Below are 23,853 nucleotides of genomic sequence, written 5' to 3'. Positions count from 1 at the left end.
CGGCGCACAGTAGCGTCGTCGGGCAGGAGGGGATGCCCGTCGAGCAGCGCTTCGCGGCCTTGCAGCAGAAGCATGGCCGGGAATTCGTTCAGCAGCGCTTCGACGGTCAGTTCGTCCCGTTTCGAGAACATCCTTACGCAGCGGCCGCTGAACGGTTCGTATTTCAGTTCCGACGCCTGGTCGCGTTCGCAGCGCGGAATGTACCCCGCCACGAAGAGGTATAACTCTTCGGGAAATGGGAACGCTTCCTCGGGTGCAGCGCAGAACGCCGCCACGGAGTAGCTCGCGCTTTGCCATGGAGCATGGCAATTCGCCCAGTCGATCCAAACCACCGAGGGTGGAGCCTGCATCAGCAGCGCATAGACGTGGTGTGCCTCCCGGCGCAGGGTCTCGAAGTAATCGAGCAGCTGCGGGCGGAAGATCAGCGTTTCGAGGTATTCGCAAATCCCCGGATCATCGGCATAATCTTTCAGCGATTTCATAGGTAAAAGGTTGGGATGAGGACACAAAAAAAGACGGGCGTTATGCGCTGCCACGTCCCCGGTATCCGATCGAGGGTGATCGGTCGCCTGTTCATAGAAAGGTATAAAAAAGGAGCGCATTCGCAGCCTCTATCGACAGGTCATAGGAAACCCGAATCAGAAAGCTGTCCTGCGCCCCTGTTGTGTCCCGCAAAGATAGCGGGACATAACAAGGACTGACAACTTTTACACCTGATTCAAACCCTCCCGAAAGAGGTTCCTATGTTTGTCGATAGGTATAAAGAGTTGTTTACCCTTTATGTTGTATGTTTGTCGGCTATGCCGAACTGTCTATTGGCAAAGTTAGCATAATTTCTGCGTTCAAATGTGCTATGCGACAAATATAAGCAAAAAATATGATATTCCCCTTTATGGGGGAATGAAAAAGATTAAAAAGAGCGGTTTTTTGTAAAAAACTTAGACGCTGAAACGTACAAACCCCATATTGGTAAATTTGGTTGCTGAACGAATAATTGAAATTCGGGAACAGCATAACCATACACAGGAGTATTTAGCCAACAATACCCACCTTAAAATATGGGATTATGAAAGCAAGCAAAAATTCCCGTCGTTGGAATCTATTGCAAAGTTCTGCGATTTTTACGACCTAACGCTTCCCGAATTTTTTCAGGGAATGGACTATCCTCCGAAGACCGGAAAAGGTGTCGAACGAATGATGGTTAAGAAGTAAATATTATATTTAATCCATACAATATTAAATTAAATTTCCGGAGCCGGTTGGTTCCGGTTTTGTTTTGCATGCATTTAAATAAATAGTTTGTTTATATTGTATGTAAAATACAGATCAATGATGTATAATACAGTAGATTCAATATTATATACAATAAAACTATTTTATTTCGGTTTTCGGATGCAACAAACGGGTTACTTTTAAAAATCTTGCTATATTTGTAGAAGAAAGAATACGTTGCATGGAATTGGCTCAAATTCAGCATAAAATCTATGAGATTCGCGGACAGCGCGTGATGCTCGACCGCGACCTGGCCGCTTTGTATCAGGTAGAGACCCGCGCTTTGAAGCAGGCCGTGCGTCGTAATATCGAACGCTTCCCGGAAGATTTCATGCTCCGTTTGACCTCGAACGAGGCTAACTGTTTGATAGACATGGGGAGATCACAAAATGTGATACCCCCGGACTATAACATCGGAACCACGGAAATGTTCGCTTTTACGGAGGAAGGGGTTGCCATGCTCTCCGGTATTCTGCGAAGCAAGGTTGCCGTACGTATCAATATCGCCATCATGCGAGCTTTCGTCGCCATGCGCAATTACATCACCACGACAACGACCGTTACGGCGGAGCTGGCGGAGATTCGTGCGAAATTGGCGCTGGTGGAGCGCACGGGCGAGGACAATGCCGAGGCGATCAACGACCTTTCGGAGGACGTTCGCCGTGACCTCGACACGATCTACGAAGCGATTGCGGCTCTTTCGGTCCGACTGCCGGCGGCGCACAAACAGCCCCGGCCGATCGGATTCCACAAACCCGATAACGAGCGGTAGCACCGCGGAAAACGATCGCCTGAGGTTCCGATTTGGAAATCAAGATGCGGGAGGACGTGAGACAGGCGCCCCCGACGCACAAAAAAAGCGCCCCAAAGCGGGGCGCTTTCCTTATTACATGCCAGCTTATTTGGTCATGTATCCTTTGATGTAGTGGTGGTGCGAACCCCAGCGCTCGAAAGCCGCGCGGTCCAGCTCCTCCTGCGCGGAGGGGTGCGCCACGGAGATCAGCAGCCGCGCACGCTCCTGCATGGTCTTGCCGTAGAGGTCCACCGCGCCGAACTCGGTCACGAACCAGTGGATGTGGTTGCGCGTGGTGACCACGCCCGCACCGTCCAGCAGCGTCGGGCAGATCTTCGAGACGCCCTTGTTGGTGATCGACGGCATGGCGATGATCGCCTTGCCCCCCTTCGAGAGCGATGCGCCGTAAACAAAGTCGATCTGACCGCCCACGCCCGACCAGAATTTCGTGCCGAGCGAGTCGGCGCACACCTGCCCCGTCAGGTCGACCTGCAGCGCCGAGTTGATGGCCGTCATGCGGTCGTTCTGCGAGATGATGTAGGGGTCGTTCGTGTAGCCTACGTCCATCATCAGCACGCCCGGGTTGTCGTCGATGAAGTCGTAGACCTCCTGCGAACCCATCAGGAACGTGGAGACCATCTTGCCGGGGTCGGTCTTCTTAGCCTCGCCGTTGATGACGCCCTTGCGCACCAGCGGCAGCACGCCGTCGGCGAACATTTCGGTGTGGATTCCCAGGTTCTTGTGGTTGCCCAGCTGCGCCAGCACGGCGTTGGGGATGGCGCCGATACCCATCTGGAGCGTTGCGCCGTCCTCGATGAGCGCCGCGCAGTGCTTGCCGATGGCCGCCTCGACCTCGTTCGGCTCCGAGAACTTGGCCTCGATGAGCGGCGTGTCGTCCTGCACGAAGATGTCGATCTTCGACATCGGAATCATCGCCTGTCCGAATGCACGGGGTACGTGCTTGTTCACCACGGCGATCACGTGGTCGGCGCACTCCACGGCGGCCAGCGTCGCATCGACCGACGTGCCGAGCGACACGTAGCCGTGCTTGTCGGGCGGGCAGACCTGGATCATGGCCACGTTGCACGGCACGGCGCCGCAGCGGTAGAGGCGCTGCGTCTCGCTCAGGAAGATGGGAATGTAGTCGGCATGGCCGCTCTGGGTGACTTTGCGGACGTTCGAGCCGACGAAGAACGAATCGAGCTGGAAGATACCCTCGAATTTCGGATCGGCATAGGGCGCAGGCCCTTCGGTGTGCAGGTGGTGTACGTGCACGTCTTTCAGCTCACCCGCTTCGCCGCGGGCGCACATGGCGTTGATCAGGCATTGGGGCGCCGAAGCGACCGAACTCAGATGGACATGATCGCCCGACTTGATGACCTTGACGGCCTCTTCCGGGGTGGTAAAGTGGATCGGAGTGTGCATATTGGGTTGTGTGTTTTGTAGGTTTCCTCTTGTACCGTAACTCATTGGACGGGTGGTTGGCCGGCCGGGTACAAAGATAATGTATTATTTGGAATTTCCCTATATATGCCCTAATTTTGAAAACGGTTTATGGACCGCTCCCGGGTGTGCGCCGGTCGACCGGCACTTGGACTGAAATCTCAAAACGATGAAAAAACCGCTCTTGCTTCTGGTTTGCGCTTTGGCCGTAGGTACGGCGCTCTTCGCCACACAACCGAATCCCTGTTGGAATGAATCGGTCGCCCGGCAGCACCGGGCCGATTTGCAGGATTCCACCACGTGGGATCTCCGGCTGCTCGAACAGGATAAAACCACCCGCGGCCAGGCGTTCGCTTTCGGGGCTTTCCCGGTTCCGCGCTACGACCTGCTCAAAGGCACGTATCACGGCGTCAGAATGACGGTAGGCATTCGTGATGCGGAGGACGGTTCGGGCCGGCATTTCGTCTTCCCGGCCCTGGGCGTTAACCGAACGGATCTCAATGCGCCTTATGTGCAGGACAGGTCGAGCGAGATGTTTTTCATGCTCTGCGTACTGACCGATGCGCCAATCGACACGGTCGATTACACCCATGCCCGCGGACACATGATCTCCCGTAACAATCCCCATTACATCGGGGAGGGGTACGTGAAACTGGCCGACGGGGAGATCGACTATATGGCTTTCATTACGGCGGAACGGCGGCAGTATGCCGTCGTCAACATGCGTCTGTTCGACCTCGACGACGGGCGGGTCGTACTGATCGCCCCGCAAAAAGACGGTACGCTGCGTTCGATGCAGGTGCGACCCGAAGAGATCGTCGACGGGGAAGGGGTGAACGACTATCTGAACGGATTGCTCGCAAAACCCGAGATTCGCAGGTTCTTCGGTCTGGAGTGACCTTCCTGGCGGTATCTCCCTTATCTCCGATCGGTATTGAAACCATGCTCCCGACCCCTCGGCCAATTGCGCTGAGGGTGTTTTCGGATCGGGGTGGCGGGACCCGTCGGAAGCGGTATCGGACCTATTTATTAAGGTATGTGAAGCGGACACCGCCCCGCAAATCATGCGGGGCGGTGTCCGTTTCAACTGCAAATTCGGTGTCTCTGCATGCCGGGGTTATTTGCGTTTCACCTCGACCTGCTCGTATCCCTCGACGATGTCGCCCACCTTGATGTCGTTGTAGGACTCGATGTTCAGACCGCAGTCCTGTCCTACGCTGACCTCCTTCACGTCGTCCTTGAAGCGTTTGAGCGACCCGAGTTTGCCGGTGTGGATCACGATGCCGTCGCGGATGACGCGGATCGGGGTGTTGCGCTGCAGCTTGCCTTCGCGCACGACGCAGCCCGCCACGGTTCCGACCTTGGTGATCTTGAAGATTTCGAGCACCTCGACCGAGGCCACGATCTCCTCCTTCATCACCGGTTCGAGCATGCCCTCGATGGCGTCCTTGATGTCGTTGATGGCGTCGTAGATGATCGAGTAGAGGCGGATTTCGATCTCCTCCTTCTCGGCCAGCTTGCGCGCCGCGCCCGACGGACGCACCTGGAAGCCGACGATAATGGCGTTCGAAGCGGCGGCCAGCAGGACGTCCGATTCCGAAATCTGACCCACGGCGGCGTGGATGACGTTGACCTGCACGGTCTCCTTCGAGAGTTTGATGAGCGATCCGGACATGGCCTCGACCGATCCGTCGACGTCGCCCTTGACGATGATATTCAGCTCCTTGAACGAACCGATGGCGATGCGGCGGCCGATCTCGTCGAGCGTGACGTGCTTCTGGGTCATGATGCCCTGCATGCGCTGCAGCTGCTCGCGGCGGTTGGCGATCTCGCGGGCCGAGCGGTCGTCGTCCATCACGTTGAACGTATCGCCCGCCTGCGGGGCGCCGTTGAGACCCAGCACCTGCACCGGGGTCGAGGGACCCGCTTCGGTGACCTTCTTGCCGTTCTCGTTGAACATGGCCTTCACGCGGCCCGTGTTCGTACCCGAGAGGATCACGTCGCCCACGTGGAGCGTACCGCCCTGCACGAGCACCGTCGAGACGTAGCCGCGCCCCTTGTCGAGCGTCGATTCGATGACCGTACCGACAGCTTTCTTGTTCGGGTTGGCCTTCAGGTCGAGCATCTCGGCTTCGAGCAGCACCTTTTCGAGCAGCTTGTCGAGGTTGATGCCCTTCTTGGCCGAAACCTCCTGGTCCTGGTACTTGCCGCCCCACGACTCGACCAGGTAGTTCATCTGCGAAAGCTGCTCCTTGATGTGGTCGGGGTTGGCGTTGGGTTTGTCGATCTTGTTGATGGCGAAGACCATCGGCACGCCGGCGGCCTGTGCGTGGTTGATGGCCTCGACGGTCTGCGGCATCACGCTGTCGTCGGCCGCGACGATGATGATCGCCACGTCGGTGACCGCCGCGCCGCGGGCACGCATGGCTGTGAAGGCTTCGTGGCCCGGGGTGTCGAGGAAGGTGATCTTCTGGCCGTTGAGCACCACGCTGTACGCACCGATGTGCTGGGTGATACCGCCGGCCTCGCCCTCGATGACGTTGGTCTTGCGGATGTTGTCCAGCAGCGAGGTCTTACCGTGGTCGACGTGGCCCATGACCGTCACGATCGGCGGACGCGGCACGAGGTCCTCCTCCTTGTCCTGCTCGTCGGTGATGGCCTCCTGGATGTCGGCCGAGACGAACTCGACCTTGTAGCCGAACTCCTCGGCGACCACCACGAGCGCCTCGGCGTCGAGACGCTGGTTGATCGAAACCATCAGACCCAAGTTCATGCAGGCCGTGATGACCTCGGTGGGCGAGGCGTTCATCATGGTGGCCAGCTCGCTCACGGTCACGAACTCGGTGACCTTGAGCGTCGAGCGGCCCTGTTCTACGCGTTCGAACTCTTCGTTCATGCGCTCGGCCACGGCGTCGCGCTTGTCCTTGCGGTATTTGGCGCTCTTGCTCTTGGCGCCCTTGGCCGTCAGACGGGCCAGGGTGTCCTTGACCTGCTTCGAAACCTCCTCGTCGCTCACTTCGGGGCGCAGGATGGGCTTGGGGGCCTTCGCGTTCTTGTTCTTGCTGCGGCGTCCCTCGCCCGGCCGGGGCTGATTCTGCCCCTGTCCGGGACGGTTCTGTCCGCCCTGTCCGCCGGGACCTCCCTGTCCGGAGCGCGATCCGCCCTGGGCGTTGGAACCTCCCTTCGGAGCCTTGCTCACGTCGACCTTCTCTTTCTGAAGGCGTTTGCGCTTGTGGCGTCCGCCGGCCACGAAGCCCGACACGTCCATCGTGCCGAGGACCTGCGGCCCTTGCAGGGTCACGGTCTCCGGACGGAAGATATTGTCCTTCGGAGCCTCGGGAGCCGGAGCCGCAGCGGGCTGCTGGGCGGGCTGTGCCGGGGCGGGCGTCTGAACGGCGGCCTTTTCAGCCATTTCGGCGGCCGGGGCCGGGGCCTCGGCTTTCGGAGCGGCGGCCGGTGTCGCTGCCGCAGCGGGTGCAGCGGCGGGCGCAGGCGCTTCGGCTTTTGCCTCCGCGACGAGTGGTGCGGCTTTGGGCTGCCCGGCAACGGGACGCTCGGCCGGAGCCGGCTGCGGCGTCTGTGCGGGCGCTGCGGCGGGTGCGGCGGTTTCAGCCGGACGGGCGGCCGGTTCGGGCGCGGGTTTGCGCTCGGCCGCCGGCTGCGGCGCGTGGGCCGGAGCCGGAGCGGGTGCGGCCTTGGGCTTGGGCGAAAGGTCGATCTTGCCCAGGATTTTGGCCTGCTGTATCTCGTCCTTGACGTGGATGACGTTGCTCTTGATGACCACCTCTTTCTCCTCCTCGCGCTCCTGCTTCTTCGCCTCTTCGAGGGTGATGGTAGTCTGTTTGAGGGAGATGCGCTCGCGGATCGAGTCGCGCGCATTGCCTGCGCTGCGGTTCGACCCGAACTCTTTCTCAAGAACGGCGTAGGTCTGATCGTCGACCAGCGTATTGGGCGATCCGTCGCTCTTGATGCCCTTCTTTTGCAGGAAGTCCGTGATGGTGTTCAATCCCACCTTGAACTCCTTGGCAACCTGAATGAGCCTTAATTTTCTTTCCATATCTTCTCTTTTCTCGCTTGCTGTGTGATTATTCGAATTCGGCTTTCAGGATTTCGACGATCTTCTGCGCCTGCTCCAGTTCGAGGTCGGCGCGCTCGGCGACCTCCTCGACGGGAACCTCCAGCACGCTCTTGGCCGTGTCGAAGCCGACGTTCTTGAGCTGATCGATCATCCACCCCTCGATCTCGTCGGTGAACTCCGTCAGCGCCACGTCCTCCTCCTCGACCTCGCGGTAGACGTCGATGTCGTAGCCCGTGAGCATCTTCGACAGCCGGATGTTCAGACCGCCCTTGCCGATGGCCAGCGACACCTGGTCGGGCTTGAGGTAGACCGAGGCGGTCTGCTTCTCCTCGTCGATGGTGATCGAGGAGATCTTGGCCGGGTTGAGCGCGCGCTGGATCATCAGTTGCGTGTTGGCCGTGTAGTTGACCACGTCGATGTTCTCGTTGCGCAGCTCCTTGACGATCGAGTAGATGCGCGAACCCTTCATGCCGACGCAGGCTCCCACCGGATCGATGCGTTCGTCGTACGACTCGACGGCCACCTTGGCGCGCTCGCCGGGGATGCGGACGATCTTCTTGATGGTGATCAGCCCGTCGAAAATCTCGGGAACCTCCTGCTCGAACAGCCGCTCGAGGAACTGGTTGGCCGTGCGCGAAAGGATGATGCGCGGCTGGTTGTTGTTCATCTCCACCGACTTGACGATGGCCTTGATCGTGTCGCCCTTGCGGTAGAAGTCGTTGGGAATCTGCTCGGCCTTCGGAAGGATCAGTTCGTTCTCCTCGTCGTCGAGGATCAGCACCTCCTTCTTCCACACCTGGTAAACCTCGCCGGTGATGATTTCGCCCACCTTGCCCGAATACTTCTCGTAGAGGTTGGCTTTCTCCAGATCGAGGATGCGCGAGGCGAGGTTCTGCCGCAGCGAGAGCACCGTGCGGCGGCCGAACGAGGCGAGCTTGATCTCGTCGGCGTACTCGTCGCCGATCTCGTACGTGGGGTCGATGGCCTTGACCTCCGACACGGCGATCTGCATGTTGGGATTCTCCACCGCGCCGTCCTCGACGACCGTGCGGTTGCGCCAGATCTCCAGGTCGCCCTTCTCGGGGTTGATGATCACGTCGAAATTCTCGTCCGTTTCGTACTGTTTCTGCAAAGCGTGGCGGAAAACGTCTTCCAGCACGCCGATCATCGTCGGCTTGTCGATGTTCTTCAGCTCTTTGAACTCGGCAAAGTTGCTGATCAGATTGAGATTGTCCATGTGTGTCGTTATCTTGTTATTGTTTTTTCCGGGTTACTTGAAGTCCAGCCACTCCTTCGTGTACTTGATCTCGGGGTAGGAGTAGCTGCGCGTGACGCGCACCGACTGCTTGCGCTTGCGCCCTTCGACGAGCTGCTTCTCCTCGTAGGAGAGGACGATGCCCTCGTCGGTCGCCTCGTCGAGCGTGGCGAGCACCTTCACGCCGCTTGTGAGCAGCACCTCGACGGGGCGCCCCGTCAGCTTGCGGTACTGGCGCAGGCAGCGCAGCTCGGAGCCGATGCCTGCCGAGGCCACCGTCAGCGAGAAATCCTCCGCGTCGCGGTCGAACTCAGCCTCGACGGCGCGGCTCAATGCCGCGCAGGCGTCGATGTCCACCGACGTGTCGCTGTCCACCGTCAACTCGATTTCGTTGCCGGCCGAGCAGGTGCAGCCCACCACGAACAGGTCCGTGCCCGTTAGGTTCCGCTCTGCGGCTTCCACTATTTTCTTCGTATCGATCATCTTTCGTGTTGTCTGCGGCCGGAGTGTTCTCGGCCAACCATGAAATAAGGGGACTCACCGTCCCCTTACCTCTCGCCTGTCTTTCGACATGCAAATATAGTGAAAAATTTCGATATACCAATATTTATAGTCAATTTTTACTCCTCCCGCTCTTTCGATGCATAGGGTTTGATCACGCCGCGCTTCGAGGTGCGGATGAATTCGACGAGCGCGTCGCGCTCGGGGCTTTGCGGAACCTGCCGCTCGACCTCGTCGCAGCCGTTCAGGTAGTTCAGCCCGCTCTGGAAGAGGATGCGCGCCGCGTCGTGGATTTCGGCGATGCGCTCGGCCGTGAAGCCGCGCCGCGAAAGGCCGATCTTGTTGATGCCCGCGAAGCGCAGCGTGTCGTTGCGTACGATCACGTAGGGGGGAAGGTCCTGCCCCAGCAGCGCGCCGCCCTGGATCATCGCGTGCGCCCCGATGCGGGTCCACTGGTGGATGGCGGCGTGTCCGCCGATGACCACCCAGTCGCCCACGTGCACCTCGCCGGCCAGTGACACGCGGTTGGCGATCACGCAGTTGCTGCCGATCACGCAGTCGTGGCCCACGTGGACGTAAGCCATCAGCAGGTTGTGGTCCCCGACCACCGTGGTTCCGGTGGACTTGGTTCCGCGGCTGACGGTGACGTATTCGCGGATGTCGTTGTCGTCGCCGATCCGGCAGGTGGTTACCTCGCCCGCGAACTTCAAATCCTGCGGCAGGCAGGAGATGGAGGCCGCGGTGTGGATCTTGCACCGTTTGCCGATGCGTGCGCCGTCGTGGATCACCGCGCCGGGGCCGATCCAGCACCCGTCGCCGATCTCGACGTCGCCCGCGACGTAGGCGAAGGGTTCGATGGTCACATCCGCGCCGATCTTCGCGTCGGGATGGACGTAGGAGAGCTTACTGATCATGCCGCTCATTTTTTGTTCTTTACGATCTGCGCCATCAGCACCGCCTCGCAGGCGAGCGTCTCGCCGACGAACGCCTTGGCCTCGACCACGGCCACGCCGCGGCGGATCGGCTCCATGAGGTGGATTTCGAACTGGAGCGTGTCGCCCGGCACGACCTTGCGCTTGAACTTCACGCCGTCGATCTTCATGAAGTAGGTCGAGTAGTTCTCCGGATCGGGCACGTCGCCCAGCACCAGAATGCCGCTGCACTGCGCCATCGCTTCGACGATCAACACGCCCGGCATGACCGGCTCCTCGGGGAAGTGCCCCACGAAGAACGGTTCGTTCATCGTGACGTTCTTGATGCCGGCCACCGACGTGGCGTCGCGGTGGAAGATGCGGTCCACCAGCAGGAACGGCGGACGGTGGGGCAGCATGTGGCGGATTTCGTTGATGTCGTAGAGGGGCGGTTTGCGGCAGTCGTACTGGTAGCGGGGCTTCTCGCCGCCCTTGCGGATGGCGTGCTTGAGCTGCTTCATGAACTCCGTGTTGGCGAAGTGGCCCGGGCGCGTGGCCCACACACGGCCCTTGATCCGCACGCCCAGCAGCGCGAAGTCGCCCAGCAAATCCAGCAGCTTGTGGCGCGCCAGCTCGTTGTTGCAGCGCAGCTCCAGGTTGTTCAGGTAGCCGCCCGTGATCTCGATGTCCTGCTTGTTGAAGAGCTGCTTGAGGTGGTTCATCTGCTCGTCGGGGACGGGGTTCTCGACCACCACGATGGCGTTGTCCAGGTCGCCGCCCTTGATCAGGTTCATCTTCATGAGCGGCTCCAGCTCGTGCAGGAAGACGAACGTGCGGCACGGAGCGATCTTGCCGGTAAAGTCGTCGCCGGGGTTGAAGGTGGCATACTGATTGCCGATGACCTTCGAGTTGTAGTCCACGTGCAGCGAGACGGAGAACTCGTCGTCGGGGTAGAGGATGATCGCCACGCCCTTTTCGGGGATCGTGTAGACCATCTTTTCGGTCACGTGGTAGTATTTGCGTTCGGCCTGCTGCTCGACGGTTCCGACGCGGGTGATCGCCTGTGCGTATTCGCGGGCCGAGCCGTCCATGATGGGCGTTTCGGGGGCGTCGATGTCGATGCGGGCATTGTCCACGCCGAGCGTCCAGAGCGCCGACATGACGTGTTCGATGGTCGCCACGCGGTGACCGCCCGCTTCGATGGTCGTCCCGCGCGAGGTGTCGACCACGTTATCGCACGATGCGGGAATTATAGGCTCCCCTTCGAGGTCCGTGCGGCGGAAGACGATGCCGCTGTCCGCCTCGGCGGGATGGATGGTCATGGTGACTTCGACCCCCGTGTGCAGCCCCTTTCCCGAGAAGGAGATGGGTGCGCAGAGGGTTTGCTGTTTGGTAGACATAAACGTTTTCTCTTATATATTTCGCGCAAATATAGGAAAAAATCGTTAAAAAAACCTATTTTTGCTCGAAAATCTGGCAATCCGTAATGACCGAGAAGAACCCTGATAACACCCCTCAGCGTATGCGCAGGCCCCGTTTGCGGCTGCCTTTCGACAACCGCCGGCCGGACATCGGCACGTGGGCCTACGACCACCGCGCGGGACTGTGCGTGACGCTGATCGCCTACCTGGTGCTGATGATCGGCTTCGTGGCCGGAAAGATCGTCGTGGGACGCCGCGCCTCCACGCAGGGGATTTATATCGACCTTCAGACGCTCGCCCAGCTGGAGCAGGAGCGCGACAGGCTCGAGCAGGAGGTGCGCCGCCGGCAGGAGGAGGACCCCTTAGACTGGCGGAGCATCCGCAACCGCGCGTCGAACGAGAATGCGCTCGACGAGGAGCTGCGCGACGACCGGGGCAGCAATGCGGCGGCGATCAACGACGCCGCCACCGAGGCGCAGGAGCGCATGCGCGCCAACCGAGAGGCCTACGAGGCGGGGCTGGCCGAGGAACGCGCCATCAGCGAGCGCCGCGGCCGCGAGGATGGCTCCGAGCGGCAGGACAGCAAGGCAAAAGGGCGCGTCACGGTCTCCTATTCGTTTGTCGACCCGGTGCGCACGTCGCGCCGTCTGGAGGTTCCGGCCTACCTTTGCGAGGGGGGCGGCGACGTGGAGGTCTCCGTGACGCTCGACCGTACGGGAAAGGTGACCGGGGCGCGCGTGGTGAGCGGCGGCGACGACTGCATGCGCGAAGCGGCGCTGCGGGCGGCGCGCGCTTCGCGTTTCAATATCGACGAGGCGGCCCCCGCCCGCCAGACGGGGACCATCACCTACATCTTCATTCCGCAGTAGCCTCTGCCGGACCGTCTGCCCTGTTCAGGGGGCTTTCCCCTGAAGCCGTTTCCGCGACAGGCTCTTCCGTCCCGATCCGGCTTTACGGCTTCCGATGATTTTTGCGGGTCGGGTGCGATTTTTGCCGGAAAAAGTTTAACTTTGCGAAAGTAAATTTTGCGTAAGACAGGCTGCCTCCTCCCGGCATAACCCTGATTGTGCTCGGTGCTGCGTTCGGCTTGCGCGATCTTTGCTCGGGAAATATCCGGCTCGGACAGGCTGCATCCCGGCTCTGCGGTTGGCGCTGTCTGCTGTTTATTTGAACTGTTTCGAACGATGCGTAAAGCGATCTGCCTGCTTCTGGTACTGGTCGGCTGCCTGCTGCTGGCAGGCCGCACGATGCCCCGTGCGGATCGGACCGCCCGGGCGGCGGTCGCCCTCTCGGTCGACCGCGCTGCGGTGGAGCAGTGGCTTTGCGAGCGTTCGCACAACTCCGACCTGAACCTGCCCCGCATCCCGTGCGGGCTTGCTGCGCCGCAGAGCCGTGTCGCATGCAGCCGCGGTCCTGCCGACCCGGTGCGCGCGCCGTTCCGCTGCGTGTCCGGCCCGTTTGCGGCGGGCGTCGTGAAGATAACCTCCCCGTTCGGTTCCACCCGTCCTGTCGCCGTTACGCATGCCGTGGACTACTACGTCTACCGCCTGCGGCGGCTCATTATTTAGCGTATCGTATTTCTTCCGATCTCGAAAGTAAATACCAACGCTATAATGAAAAAACATGGATAAAAGCAAGATTTGCGAGGCGCTTTACGCCTTGCCGGGAAAGGTCGTGGTCAAACGGCGCAAACCCGTTTGGATGCCCGTCGCGCTGTTCGCGGCGGGTGTGGCGATGATCGTCGCAAACAATATTTATGGTGCGGAGCTGACGAACAACCTGCGTTCGGCGGTGGTTTTCGTGGGCGGTGCGCTGGCCATTGTGGGGATCGTCCTAACGATGGTACGCCTCTTCGGGGGCGAGGGAGCGCCGTTCCACCGCGGCGAGGGGTGCTACCTGCGCTACGAGGAGCTTTACTTCGAGCCGGGCGACCGCGAGGCGGTCGTGCGCAGCGTCGGCGACGGGGCCGTGCAGCAGCTGCTCGAGGAGCGGCACGCCCGCGTTCCGTCGGTAGCCGTGGCGCTCTACCGGACGCCCGACAACCGCTTCGCCGCCCTGCAGGCGTTCGAGTACGCCGATCTGGAGTACCGGCCTCTGACCGAACTGCGGATCGTGATGCGGTAGGAGGCTGGCGGGGAGGGGCGCCGTCCCCTCTCCGCGGGGCTTCCCGGACAGATTTCTGGCGGCCTGTCTTGCCGGGAATCCTTGCGAGTTCCCCTCGCCGGGCCTGCAGCTGGGGATTGCTTGTAGAAGCCTCCCGTCAACCGGGGTGCGCGCTGCCGGTATCCGTGAACAGCTCCGCCGCCTTCGGGCGGACGGAAAAAACGTGAAAGAAAGAGATGTTCGATTTCAGTGGTGAAAATATCGTATTGGTCGGCGCGCTGCTGCTGTTCGTGGCGGTGATCGCGGGCAAACTGGCCTACCGCTTCGGTGCTCCGGCCCTGCTGCTGTTCCTCGGCGTGGGCATGCTCTTCGGGCTGGATTTCATCTCCTACCGTTCGGTGGACATGACCCAGTTCATCGGCATGATCGCCCTGTGCATCATCCTTTTCACGGGCGGTATGGACACCAAGTTCACCGAAATCCGGCCCGTCATCGCTCCCGGTGCGGTGTTGGCCACCGTCGGGGTCGTGGTCACGGCGCTGGTGCTGGCGACCTTCATTTGGCTCGTCGCGCCGTGGCTGGGGCTTCAGATGCCGTTCCTGCTGGCGCTGCTGCTCGCCTCGACGATGTCCTCGACCGATTCGGCGTCGGTCTTCTCGATCCTGCGCAGCAAGAAGCAGGGGCTGCGGCAGAATCTGCGGCCGCTGCTCGAGCTGGAGAGCGGTTCGAACGACCCGATGGCCTACATGCTCACCATCCTGCTGGTCGGCATCCTCACGGACGATGCCGGCGACGCGGGGGTGGGCGCGAGCATCTTCCGCTTCGCCGTGCAGATGGTCGTGGGTGCGCTGGCGGGCTACCTGATCGGCCGGCTGGCGGTGTGGACCATCAACCGCATCAACCTGGTCAACCACTCGCTCTACTCGGTGCTGCTGCTGGCCTTCATCTTCTTCTCGTTCGCGTTCACCGACCTCGTCGGGGGCAACGGCTACCTGGCCGTCTACCTCTCGGGACTGGTCGTCGGCAACCACAAACTGACGCAGAAACGACCGCTCACGGTCTTCTACGACGGATTCACGTGGCTCATGCAGATCGTCATGTTCCTCACGCTGGGCCTTTTTGTCAACAGCAACGAACTGCTCGATCCCCGCGTGCTGGCGCTGGGCGGACTGGTCGGAGCGTTCCTGATCGTGGTGGCGCGACCTCTCTCGGTGCTTCTCTGTCTGGCTCCGTTCCGGCGCTTTTCGACCCGGGCGCGCCTCTACGTCTCGTGGGTGGGGCTGCGCGGCGCCGTGCCGATCCTCTTCGCCATCTACCCGCTGATGGCGGGTGTCGAACACGCTAACCTGCTCTTCAACGTGGTCTTCCTTTCGACGATCATTTCGCTGCTGGTGCAGGGAACCACCGTCAGCGGGATGGCCAACCTGCTGGGGCTGGCCTACGAGGAGCGCGAATCGGCGTTCGACGTCAACATGCACGAGGATATGAAGTCGGCGCTCACGGAGGTTGAGGTCAACGAGTGCATGCTCGAAAGCGGCCACACGCTCAAGGAGATCACTCTGCCTGAAAATACGCTGGTGATGATGGTCTGCCGCGACGGTGAGTACTTCGTGCCGCAGGGCAAGACCGAACTGCGGCTGGGCGACAAACTGCTGGTGATCTCCGACCGCAGCGACGAACTGGCCTCCACCTACAAGGACATGGGCATCGACGAGGTGATGAAACTCCGGTAGCGGTTCCGTCGTTACGAACGCCCCGGCCTGTAAAGGCCGGGGCGTTTTCATTTCCTCTGCGGCTCCCCGACACCGGATAGACGGGGCGGCGCTTCGGAGCCGTCAGTTGGTCCACGAATAGACGATGAAGCCTTCGCGCCCGTCCGCGATGGAGAAGGTGACGTAGTAAAGCCGCGGTTTTCCGTCGGCAGGCATCACCTGCTTGACCAGCAGCAGGCTTTGCAGCCGGATAGGCGAATTGCTGTCGTTGTAGACGGTCGTTACCCCGCCGAGCGTGGTCGTCAGCCCCGGTTTGCGGTTGGCGGCCCCGACGCACTCCAGTGCATTAGACCAGCCGCCGTTGAAGGTCACGTCGTAGGTGTCCGTACCCGCGTCGGTGAGCTGGTCCCAGTACATATGTTTGGGATTGGTCACGATGCTCTCGCGCAGCGAAGCCCCTGCCGTTGAGACACAGGCCCGGTAGCCGTCCCATGCGATCCGCGGCGTGGGGTCGTCCGTGTTGAGCGGAACCCAAAGGTCGATGCTGTGCGTCTCCTCGGCCGCGTCGGTCACGGTGATCGTCGCCCCGCCGTCGCCCTGCACGGTGAGCGTTACGACCTGGGCGTCGAGGGTCGCCGTCACGACTTCGGCGTTCGAGGTCAGCACCCGGTAGCCGCCGTTGCCCGAAGTGATGCGGAACGTGATCTGCGCAGGCGTCTGACCGTAGCGGTATTCGCCCGTGAGCGGTCCCTGCACATCGAAAAGGATCGGCCGGATCGGAGCGGTCACGCGCACGGCGACCGCAGCCGTCTTTCGCTTGGCGTCGGTCACCCGCACGGTCACCCCTTCGGCGTCGGACAGGCCGCGCAGCACCAGCTTGCAGACCCTCTCATCCGCCGGGTCCGCGACGATCCGGGCCTCGACGGCTTCCGGGTCGGAGCTGACGGCTGTGTAGCCGCCGTTTCCGGTGAGGATTCGCAGCTCCTTGGGCGTGCCGTCGTTGTCGAGCCGAAGCTCCTCCTGTTCGGCAGGGAGCGCTTCGAGCGTCAGTTCGTAGAGTTTCTTCACTTCGACCTGCATCCGGGCGCGCCGCAGGCCGTCGTCCGACAGCAGTACCATCGTGCGACCGATTTTTCCGGCGGTCAGCCGGATCGCCCCGTCGGCGATCTCGGCCGCGACGATGGCCGGATCGTCGCTCGTCACACGGTAACTGCCGTCGGGCAGGCCGATCGCAATGTCGACGACATCCTGCTCGGCGAGCACCACGTCGTGACTTTCGAGCGGTACGTTCTCGTACCGGAAGCTGGTATCCGCCTCCTCTTCACACGCCGCCAGGCACAGCGCCGCGGCAGCAAGAGAGAGAAGCGTTCTGGAAAAGGTTTTCATCGTATCCGTTCGTTAAGGTTCATTTTCGGTTTTGGGTATAGTCGAAAAGCCCGCGTGCGGCCAGCCGCTGCTGCAGCTCCCCGACGTCGATTCCGCGTGTGGTCTGGTTGCGTGCGGCGCACAGGGCCGCCGCCGTGCCGGCCGCCTCTCCGATCAGCGCGCAGATGGGCTGCACGCGGTAGGAACTGTGGGCGATCTTCGTTCCGCTGATGATGCGTCCGGCCGTGAGCAGTCCTTCGGTGTTGCGCGGGGTGAGACAGCGATAGGGAATGCCGTAGGGCGGGGTGTGCTTCTTCTGCTCGGGAATATGCATGCCCCATGCGTCGAGGCTGTAATGTGCGTCGGCGATCTTGTCCCGAGGCATCACCCCGCCGATAATGTCGTCGGCCGTCAGCACGTAGTCGCCCACGATGCGCCGTGCCTCGCGGATACCCATTTTCGGGGCCAGCGTCACCGAGAAACCGGCCTGGCTGATGACCCGGATGTTGTGTTCGAGTTTGGCCAGCCCTCGGAGCTGTCCGGCGGCCACCTCGACCGGATCGCACGTGTTCCTGACGGGGATGGTAGTCCCCCAGAAGAGGTACGCGCCCTTGTCGCGGCGATGGATTTCGGCCAGGTTCTCCTTGCGCAGCCAATCCCGCTCGCCGTACTCCATGCCGCTGCTTCCGCGGAGCTGGTCGAGCGGGAAGCGGGCATCCGGGCGGATTTTCTGCGCCAGAAACATCCACGTGCAGGGCTGCACCTTGCCGTCGCCGACGGCCATGCCCACCGATTCGTGAAAATCTTCCATCGACTCGTTGCCGTAGAGGTAGGCGCAGCCCGCCGAGGCGGCCACCAGCCCCGTACCCGTGGCGTCGACGGTCACCCGGGCGCGAATCTCCTGCAAGGCGCCGTTGCGCAGCGCCCGGACGCCGCTTACGAACGTGCGGCCCCGTCGGCGGCGGGCGATCGCCTCGATGACGGGCACGCCGCACATCAGCGTAAGGTTGGGCTGGGCGTCGATCAGCTCCACGACCGCCTGCTGGAACGAGGTGGGATGCCACCAGTTGTTTTTGCCGTTGTAGCTGTTGTTGAAATCGGGATCGGGTTTGCCCGAGAGGTCGTAACGATCGTTCAAAAGGTTGATCAGCTCGCGGAAAACGCCCAGCCGCGGCCCTCCGCAGACGAACGGCACGAACATGTCGACGGGCGCGCCGCCCGGTGACATGTCCTCCTCGATGAGCACCACCCGGGCGCCTTCGCGCGCGGCGGCGATCGCCGCCGGGATTCCGCCGGGACCCGCACCGACCACTGCCACGTCGAAATCCAGCGGCGGCAAGGCGGGCAGCGGCTCCCGTGCGGCCGCCGCCTCGGCGGCCCGGGTCAGCGCGGGCGACAGCGCTCCGAACGCCAGACCCATGCCGGCCAGTTTCAGAAATTCTCTTCTGTCGATTGCCATGGCGCGTCTATTTTCCGGTTTCGAGGGCTTCGACGATGCGCGGGGCGATCATTTCGAGCGCGCCCCGCCGCGTGGAATGCACGCCGTCGTGCAGATAGACGCGCATGCCGCGCTCCCCTTCGCGGGCGATCAACTCGGCCCAGACTGGCGAAAAGTCGATCACCTGCAAGCCGTAGCGTTCGGCCAGCGTATGATAGCCTGCGATATAACTTTTCAGGTCGGGCCGCTTGTCGGCCGCTTCGCCGACGGGGTTGGATGAGACCACCAGCAGGATGACTTCCGCCCGCGGGTTCTGCTCGCGGACCTTGCGGATCATGTAGTCGGTGTTGCGGACCGACTGTTCGGGCGAAATATCGAAGCGCGTCACGGCGTCGTTCACCGAAAATTCGATGATCAGGGCGTCGGGCCGCGCTGTGAGCACGCTGTCGGCGAAGTTGTCGGCGCCCCATTGCGAGTTGCGGCCGCTGCCGCCCCGGTTGAGCACCGTCAGGCGGCCCTTGCAGGCGGCGTTGAGCTCTTCGCCGATCCGCTCGACCCAAAGGGGACCGTTGCCCAGACGGGCGATGCTCGTACCGTAGACTACCAGCGTCCGGTCGTGTCCCTTGCGCAGGTCTTTGAAAAGTCGGGTTTGCGCCGGGGCCGCGAGCGAGAGCAGCAGGCAGGGCAGCAGGAGGATTGCGATTTTTTTCATGGTATGCTTTTTTTACGGTTTCAATGTTTTTTGCGGCTCTTCGAAAAGTCGAACAGCCCGTGTGCATCGAGCGATGCTTGCAGCGTGCGGAGGTCGACGTCGCGTACGCCCGTCCGGTTCAGCGCAGCCAGCGCCGCGGCCGTGCCCGCCGCTTCGCCCGTGTTCGAGCAGATGGGCTGCACGCGGTAGGAGCTGGCGGCGATATGCGTGCCGCTGATAATCCGTCCGGCGGTGAGCAGCCCCTCCGTGCCCAGCGGGATGAGCGAACGGTAGGGGATGCCGTAGGGCGGCACGACCTTCTGCGCCCGGGTGAGGTTCATGCCCCACGGGTCGAGATCGTACCACGCCTCGGCGATGGTATCGTCCGGGAAGCGACCCTTCTGGATGTCGGCGAGGCGCAGCACGTATTCGCCCTTTATGCGCCGGCATTCGCGGACGCCCATCTTGGGCGCGAGGTTGCAGGTGAAACCCGCCTCGCGCAGCGCCGCGATTTCGGGTTCCAGCTCCCGGAGCAGCTGCATCTGCGCGGCGGCCAGCGCGAGCGGGTCGCGCGTATCGGCCACCTGCACGGTGCGTCCCCAATGCAGGTAGATGCCCGCATCGCGGGCGGCCCATGCGGCACGGTCGGCGGGCATGATCCACCGGTCGAGGTTGTCTTCGACCACGCCCCCGCGGAGCCGTTCGCGCGGCAGCGTGGCCCCCTTGCGGATGCGTTGGCTGATGAACATCCACGTGCAGGGCTGCGTCTTGCCGTCGCCCTTTTCCAGCCCGAGGTTTTCGTCGTAGTCGCTCCGGCTCTCGCGGCCGTAGAGGATCTCGCAGCCGGCTTTCTCCGACAGCAGGCCGCGTCCCGAAGCGTCGACGGTCACCCGTGCGCGAATCTCCTGCAGCGCGCCGCCCCGGTAGATGCGCACGCCTCCGACGCGGTTGCGGCTGCCCGAGGCGGTGAGCAGCGCATCCACCACGTGCGCCCCGCACAGCAGCGTGATGCCGGTCTGTTCGGCCAGCATGCCGCTGAGGACCTGCAGATAGGAGGTCGGATGCCACCAATGGTTCTTGCCGTCCATCCCGTCCGCGCCGAAAGTGTCGACGGGAACGCCCGAGAGGGTGTGCCGGGCATTCAGCTCGCCGACCATCCGCCGGAACAGCCCCACGCGGGGCGCGCCGCAGATGAAAGTGACGTACTGGTCGACGGGAGCACCGCCGGGGAGCATATCCTCTTCGAGCAGTGCGACGCGCGCGCCCTCGCGGGCCGCGGCGATGGCTGCCGGGATGCCTGCGGCGCCTGCGCCCACCACGGCCACGTCGAAATCGAGCGGCTCGAGCGTCGGGATGCCTTCCCGCGTTCGGGGTTCGGCGAGCACTTCGCCCAGCAGGTCGAAGGGATTCGTGACGGCTGCGGCCGCCCCGGCCAGCCCCAGCGTTTTGACAAAGGTTCTTCGGTCGATCTTTTTCATTTTATGGTCGGTCAATTGTTTCGATCACTTTTCGGGTCGCAGCGGGATCGTGCCGCATGCGGATGCGCCACAACAGCTCTTCGAGCGGGACGATGCGCGTCGCGGGTCCGATGCGGTCGGCGCACCATGCCACCGCCGCAGCGCCGCGCGCCGCCGCCGGATCGTCGTTGTCGGCATCGGCGATGCTCCCGTCTTCGCGCAGCTTGTAGCGCGACCAGGCGTGGACGATGGTCCAGCCCAGCGCGTCGCCCGCCGCGGCATCGGCATCGATCCGTCGGGCAATCTGGTCGGGACGCCCGAAGCCGTCGCGGTCGATCTTGCCCCAGAGCGAGTAGCGGGCCGTGACCACGGGCAGTTCGATGCCGTGCCGGTCCCTGACCCAGTAGACGGCCCCGCGCCCGGCGTGGTAGGGGTTGTACTGGATGGCGACGATGCCCGTCAGCGAGTCGATCTCCTCGGCATAGATGGAGTAGGCCCGCATCGCATCGGGGGAGTCGATCGGACCCAGCATCATCAGATGCAGCACCGTCACCCCCGTGCGGCGCATGTGGCGACCCGTCATGCGGGCGTAGCGGCGCAGCGCCTCCCAGCGGTCGGGCAGCGCGCGGCCGAAGAGGTCGGCATACTGGTAGCCGCCGCTGTATTCGGCGATCGTGGCGTTGCGGGGCTGCTGCCGCGCCAGCGAGTTCCAGGTCGCGGGACTTGCCTGCGAGAGGTTCGCCGCACACGAGGTCCAGCCGATCGGTATTCGCTCGCAGATGGGGCTGAGGTAGTAGTCGCGGCTGAAAAAGACGTCCATCGTCCATTGCATGTTGTCGCCGTCGCTCATCAGAAAGGCGTGGAAACTGCCCGGAGCCGCGAAGTCGATCGTGTGCGGGTCGATGCGTCGCACCCGGTCGATCTTCGCCTGCCGCGCACCCGCCATCAGGAACGGGAGGTTGGAGCAGAAGTCCGAAGCGGTGCTGAAAAGTCCGTATTCGGACGGAGGACCCACGTGACCGGATTCGGGTCCCTCGTTCCAGCCGATCACGGGCGAGAACGGGTGCGTACGGGCCAGCATCGCACGGTAGGCGCTGTCCGCGCCGTAGTAGACCATCGCACGCTGCGCGACGGCCAGATCGCGGTTGAAGGGCAGCGAGGGGTTCATCACCACGATCAGGTCGCGGCCCAGACTGTCGCCCGCCTGCGCCAGGCAGGCCGCGGGCCGCTCGCCGCGTGCGTCGTATACCTGCCGCAGCCCGGCCGTTTCGGCCCGTGGGCGCAGGCTCTGCTCGATCAGCACGGCGCCGAGCTGTCCGGCGTGCACCGTGGCGGGGTTGAGGCTGCCGTCCTGCGCGGCATAGAGCACGTAGCCGCTGACCAGCCCCTCGTCGCGGAGCTGCCCGACCAGAGACCATACGTCCGTTTCTCCGTTGCAGCGGATGCGCCGTTCGCGGGCGGTCGCCCGCAGCCACGTTTCGTAACGGCCGCCGCGTGCGATCCAGATCATCCGTTTGGAGCGTCCCTCGTTCACGGCGCGGGCGGCCAGTCCGGCGGCCGACTGGGCGAGCACGGCTTCTGCGGGGCTGCGCGGCGAGGTGCAGACCGTGTAGCGGGCCGGGGACCGCTGCTCGGGCCACCAGAAGAAGTCGTCGTCGGGTGCGGCGGCTCCGGCCGGGAGGCGGCATGCGAGTGTCGCCGCGAGAAGTATCGTGCGCAGTCTCATTGTCCGTCGTAGTTGGGATTCTGGTACATGCCCTCCTTGTCCTCGGCCAGCTGGATTTCGCTCAGCGGGATGGGGAAGAGATAGTGTTTGCCGGCGTCGAAGTAGGTGCGCGTCTGCGTGTGGCCGTTGCGCTCTTCGAGGAAGTGTTCGAACATTCCGGTGCGCGCCAGATCGTACCAGCGCCAATGCTCGAAGCAGAGTTCGCGGGCACGCTCGAGCAGAATCTCCTCCAGACCGTATTCGGTGTAGTCGCTGAATCCGGGTGTCCGGTCGGCGGGCACGGGCCGTCCCTCCGCGTCGACGCCCCGGGCGCGCTGCACGATCCGGTTCATGGCCGCAAGCCCCGCTTCGGTCGGCGCGCCGTGCAGCGCAAGGTCCGCTTCGGCATACATCAGCAGCACGTCGGCGAACCGCAGCACGATCACGTTGTTCGGACAGTTGGAATAGACGAAATCGGTGTGTTCGTCCTTCCATGTATTGCCCCAGCGGTACTTCGTCACGCCGCTGTAGAGGATGGTCGTGGCGTTGTCGTTGTCGCCGAGCGGGGGCTTGGCCGCAAGTGTCGAGAAAAAGTTCTGCGAAAGGGGTTTGTTGGTCTTTTTGTCGAATTTGACGATATAATCCGTCAGATTCCAGGCGCGGCGGACGTCGTATCCGTTGTTATCGTAATAGTACCAGAACGAGGGCACGTACTTGAGCGTGCATTGTCCGGCCACGGCGTTCGACCGCCATCCGCCGTAGAGTTTCTGGCTGTCGTAGTCCACGGCCCGCACGCCGTACTCCTTCGACCATTGCGACCCGTAGGGAATCTCGCGGCTGAACTGAATCTCCCAGATGGTCTCCCGGTTGACGTTCTTGTTTTCGATCTTGAAGACGTCTCCGTAGACGGGTTCCAGGTCGCGGCCGCTCTGATCCATCACCTCCTGCAACAGCGCGAGCGCCTGGCCGTAAAGCTCCTCGTCGCTCGCGGCGATGCGTTCGTAGCCCGCGACGCGTCCGGCCCGCCGGGCCGAGGCCATCGTGAGGTACACTTTCGCCAGCAGCGTTTCGGCGGCCCAGTAATTGGCCCAGCCGCCGTCGATCGAGCGGGGCAGCACGCCCTCTCTCAGACAGAAACGCAAATCGTCCTCGATGAAGCGGTACACCTCGTCGACCGGAGCCCGCCCGAAGTCGTAGGTCAGCTCCGTCACGTGGTCGGCCATCAGCGGGACGGCTCCGAACGTCTGCACGAGGTTGAAGTAGGCCCAGGCGCGCAGGAAGCGGGCGTTGGCCACGCAGCGGTCGATGGCCGCACGGTCGCCCGGCATGCCTGCCGACTTGTGGATGACCGTATTGCAGGCGGTAATCATGCGGTAGTAGCGCCGCCAGAACTCTTTGATGCAGCCGTCGGTGGGCGTGAAGGTATAGCGGTCGAGGAAGCCGCGCAGGTTGGTTTCGGCCGGATACATACATTCGTCCGTGCCGAGCATGCCGATGAACAGCGGGGTGTTGGTCCCGACGACGTAGATCGACTGGGTGACCGAAAAGGCCCCCACGACGCCCGCGCGAAGCGATTCGATATCGGTGTAGAAGCTGCCTTCGGAGAATTCCGATCCGGGAACCTCCTTCAGAAATCCGGCGCAGGAGGCCGCGGTGGCGGCGACGGCGCAAGCGGCCAGCAGGAATAGCTGTCTTTTCATGGTACTTG

At 62.5% G+C, this 23,853-nt stretch carries 19 protein-coding genes; 6 read left to right on the top strand and 13 right to left on the bottom strand.

Annotated features, from left to right (window positions below):
- On the bottom strand, positions 1–482 hold a 482-nt coding region (locus ACMO9O_RS07435), incomplete at its 3' end, for a hypothetical protein (RefSeq protein WP_418983218.1).
- A 971-nt stretch (positions 483–1,453) separates the two neighbouring features.
- Here ACMO9O_RS07435 and ACMO9O_RS07430 point away from each other — a divergent pair.
- Positions 1,454–2,044 (top strand): ORF6N domain-containing protein, encoded by a 591-nt coding sequence (locus tag ACMO9O_RS07430; RefSeq protein ID WP_418983217.1) that lies wholly within the window; start codon positions 1,454–1,456, stop codon positions 2,042–2,044.
- A 126-nt stretch (positions 2,045–2,170) separates the two neighbouring features.
- On the opposite strand, the gene ACMO9O_RS07425 is transcribed toward ACMO9O_RS07430, so the two are convergent.
- Positions 2,171–3,490 (bottom strand): acetyl-CoA hydrolase/transferase family protein, encoded by a 1,320-nt coding sequence (locus tag ACMO9O_RS07425; protein ID WP_418983216.1) that lies wholly within the window; start codon positions 3,488–3,490, stop codon positions 2,171–2,173.
- Between the two features lie 187 nt (positions 3,491–3,677).
- Here ACMO9O_RS07425 and ACMO9O_RS07420 point away from each other — a divergent pair, with 187 nt between their 5' ends.
- Positions 3,678–4,406, top strand: coding sequence for a hypothetical protein (locus tag ACMO9O_RS07420; protein ID WP_418983215.1), 729 nt, complete (start codon positions 3,678–3,680; stop codon positions 4,404–4,406).
- Positions 4,407–4,625: 219 nt separating this feature from the next.
- Here ACMO9O_RS07420 and infB read toward each other — a convergent pair whose 3' ends face one another.
- The 5 genes from infB to ACMO9O_RS07395 form a co-directional block, all read right to left on the bottom strand.
- Positions 4,626–7,565 (bottom strand): translation initiation factor IF-2, encoded by a 2,940-nt coding sequence (gene infB, locus ACMO9O_RS07415; RefSeq protein WP_418983214.1) that lies wholly within the window; start codon positions 7,563–7,565, stop codon positions 4,626–4,628.
- 28 nt (positions 7,566–7,593) lie between these two features.
- The gene (gene nusA, locus ACMO9O_RS07410; RefSeq protein WP_418983212.1) at positions 7,594–8,823 is read right to left on the bottom strand and encodes a transcription termination factor NusA; all 1,230 of its coding nucleotides are present in this window, start codon (positions 8,821–8,823) and stop codon (positions 7,594–7,596) included.
- A gap of 33 nt (positions 8,824–8,856) precedes the next feature.
- Entirely contained in the window at positions 8,857–9,324 is a 468-nt protein-coding gene (rimP, locus tag ACMO9O_RS07405; protein ID WP_418983211.1) for a ribosome assembly cofactor RimP, read from the bottom strand.
- A gap of 137 nt (positions 9,325–9,461) precedes the next feature.
- The gene (lpxA, locus tag ACMO9O_RS07400; protein ID WP_418983209.1) at positions 9,462–10,256 is read right to left on the bottom strand and encodes an acyl-ACP--UDP-N-acetylglucosamine O-acyltransferase; all 795 of its coding nucleotides are present in this window, start codon (positions 10,254–10,256) and stop codon (positions 9,462–9,464) included.
- A 5-nt stretch (positions 10,257–10,261) separates the two neighbouring features.
- A complete protein-coding gene (locus ACMO9O_RS07395; RefSeq protein WP_418983208.1) occupies positions 10,262–11,653 on the bottom strand; it encodes a bifunctional UDP-3-O-[3-hydroxymyristoyl] N-acetylglucosamine deacetylase/3-hydroxyacyl-ACP dehydratase in 1,392 nt (463 codons plus the stop codon).
- 86 nt (positions 11,654–11,739) lie between these two features.
- Here ACMO9O_RS07395 and ACMO9O_RS07390 point away from each other — a divergent pair, with 86 nt between their 5' ends.
- The 4 genes from ACMO9O_RS07390 to ACMO9O_RS07375 all read left to right on the top strand — a co-directional run bounded on the left by ACMO9O_RS07390 (position 11,740) and on the right by ACMO9O_RS07375 (position 15,510).
- On the top strand, positions 11,740–12,543 hold the full coding sequence (locus ACMO9O_RS07390) for a TonB family protein (protein ID WP_418983206.1): 804 nt from the start codon (positions 11,740–11,742) through the stop codon (positions 12,541–12,543).
- A 315-nt stretch (positions 12,544–12,858) separates the two neighbouring features.
- Entirely contained in the window at positions 12,859–13,242 is a 384-nt protein-coding gene (locus ACMO9O_RS07385) for a hypothetical protein (RefSeq protein ID WP_418983205.1), read from the top strand.
- A gap of 55 nt (positions 13,243–13,297) precedes the next feature.
- Positions 13,298–13,798 carry a hypothetical protein gene (locus ACMO9O_RS07380; protein ID WP_418983204.1) on the top strand — a complete coding sequence of 167 codons (501 nt, stop codon included), beginning with the start codon at positions 13,298–13,300 and terminating at the stop codon, positions 13,796–13,798.
- A gap of 215 nt (positions 13,799–14,013) precedes the next feature.
- Complete coding sequence (locus ACMO9O_RS07375) at positions 14,014–15,510, top strand: potassium/proton antiporter (protein WP_418983203.1); 1,497 nt, start codon at positions 14,014–14,016, stop codon at positions 15,508–15,510.
- 102 nt (positions 15,511–15,612) lie between these two features.
- Here ACMO9O_RS07375 and ACMO9O_RS07370 read toward each other — a convergent pair whose 3' ends face one another.
- The 6 genes from ACMO9O_RS07370 to ACMO9O_RS07345 are packed head-to-tail and all read right to left on the bottom strand — an operon-like array spanning position 15,613 to position 23,845.
- The gene (locus ACMO9O_RS07370; protein ID WP_418983202.1) at positions 15,613–16,875 is read right to left on the bottom strand and encodes a hypothetical protein; all 1,263 of its coding nucleotides are present in this window, start codon (positions 16,873–16,875) and stop codon (positions 15,613–15,615) included.
- Between the two features lie 19 nt (positions 16,876–16,894).
- Entirely contained in the window at positions 16,895–18,313 is a 1,419-nt protein-coding gene (locus ACMO9O_RS07365; protein WP_418983201.1) for an FAD-dependent oxidoreductase, read from the bottom strand.
- Between the two features lie 7 nt (positions 18,314–18,320).
- The gene (locus ACMO9O_RS07360) at positions 18,321–19,004 is read right to left on the bottom strand and encodes an SGNH/GDSL hydrolase family protein (protein ID WP_418983199.1); all 684 of its coding nucleotides are present in this window, start codon (positions 19,002–19,004) and stop codon (positions 18,321–18,323) included.
- Between the two features lie 20 nt (positions 19,005–19,024).
- Positions 19,025–20,461 carry an FAD-dependent oxidoreductase gene (locus ACMO9O_RS07355; RefSeq protein WP_418983197.1) on the bottom strand — a complete coding sequence of 479 codons (1,437 nt, stop codon included), beginning with the start codon at positions 20,459–20,461 and terminating at the stop codon, positions 19,025–19,027.
- A 1-nt stretch (position 20,462) separates the two neighbouring features.
- Positions 20,463–22,166: a hypothetical protein gene (locus ACMO9O_RS07350; protein WP_418983196.1), complete on the bottom strand. Its 1,704-nt coding sequence runs from the start codon at positions 22,164–22,166 to the stop codon at positions 20,463–20,465.
- On the bottom strand, positions 22,163–23,845 hold the full coding sequence (locus ACMO9O_RS07345) for a RagB/SusD family nutrient uptake outer membrane protein (RefSeq protein WP_418983194.1): 1,683 nt from the start codon (positions 23,843–23,845) through the stop codon (positions 22,163–22,165). The genes ACMO9O_RS07350 and ACMO9O_RS07345 overlap by 4 nt, the downstream gene beginning before the upstream one ends.
- Between the last annotated feature and the right edge of the window lie 8 nt (positions 23,846–23,853).

Origin of the sequence: Alistipes sp. (genome assembly GCF_048465635.1) — a bacterium.
Taxonomy (GTDB): Bacteria; Bacteroidota; Bacteroidia; order Bacteroidales; family Rikenellaceae; genus Alistipes.
This window is presented reverse-complemented; position numbering and strand designations above follow the sequence as displayed.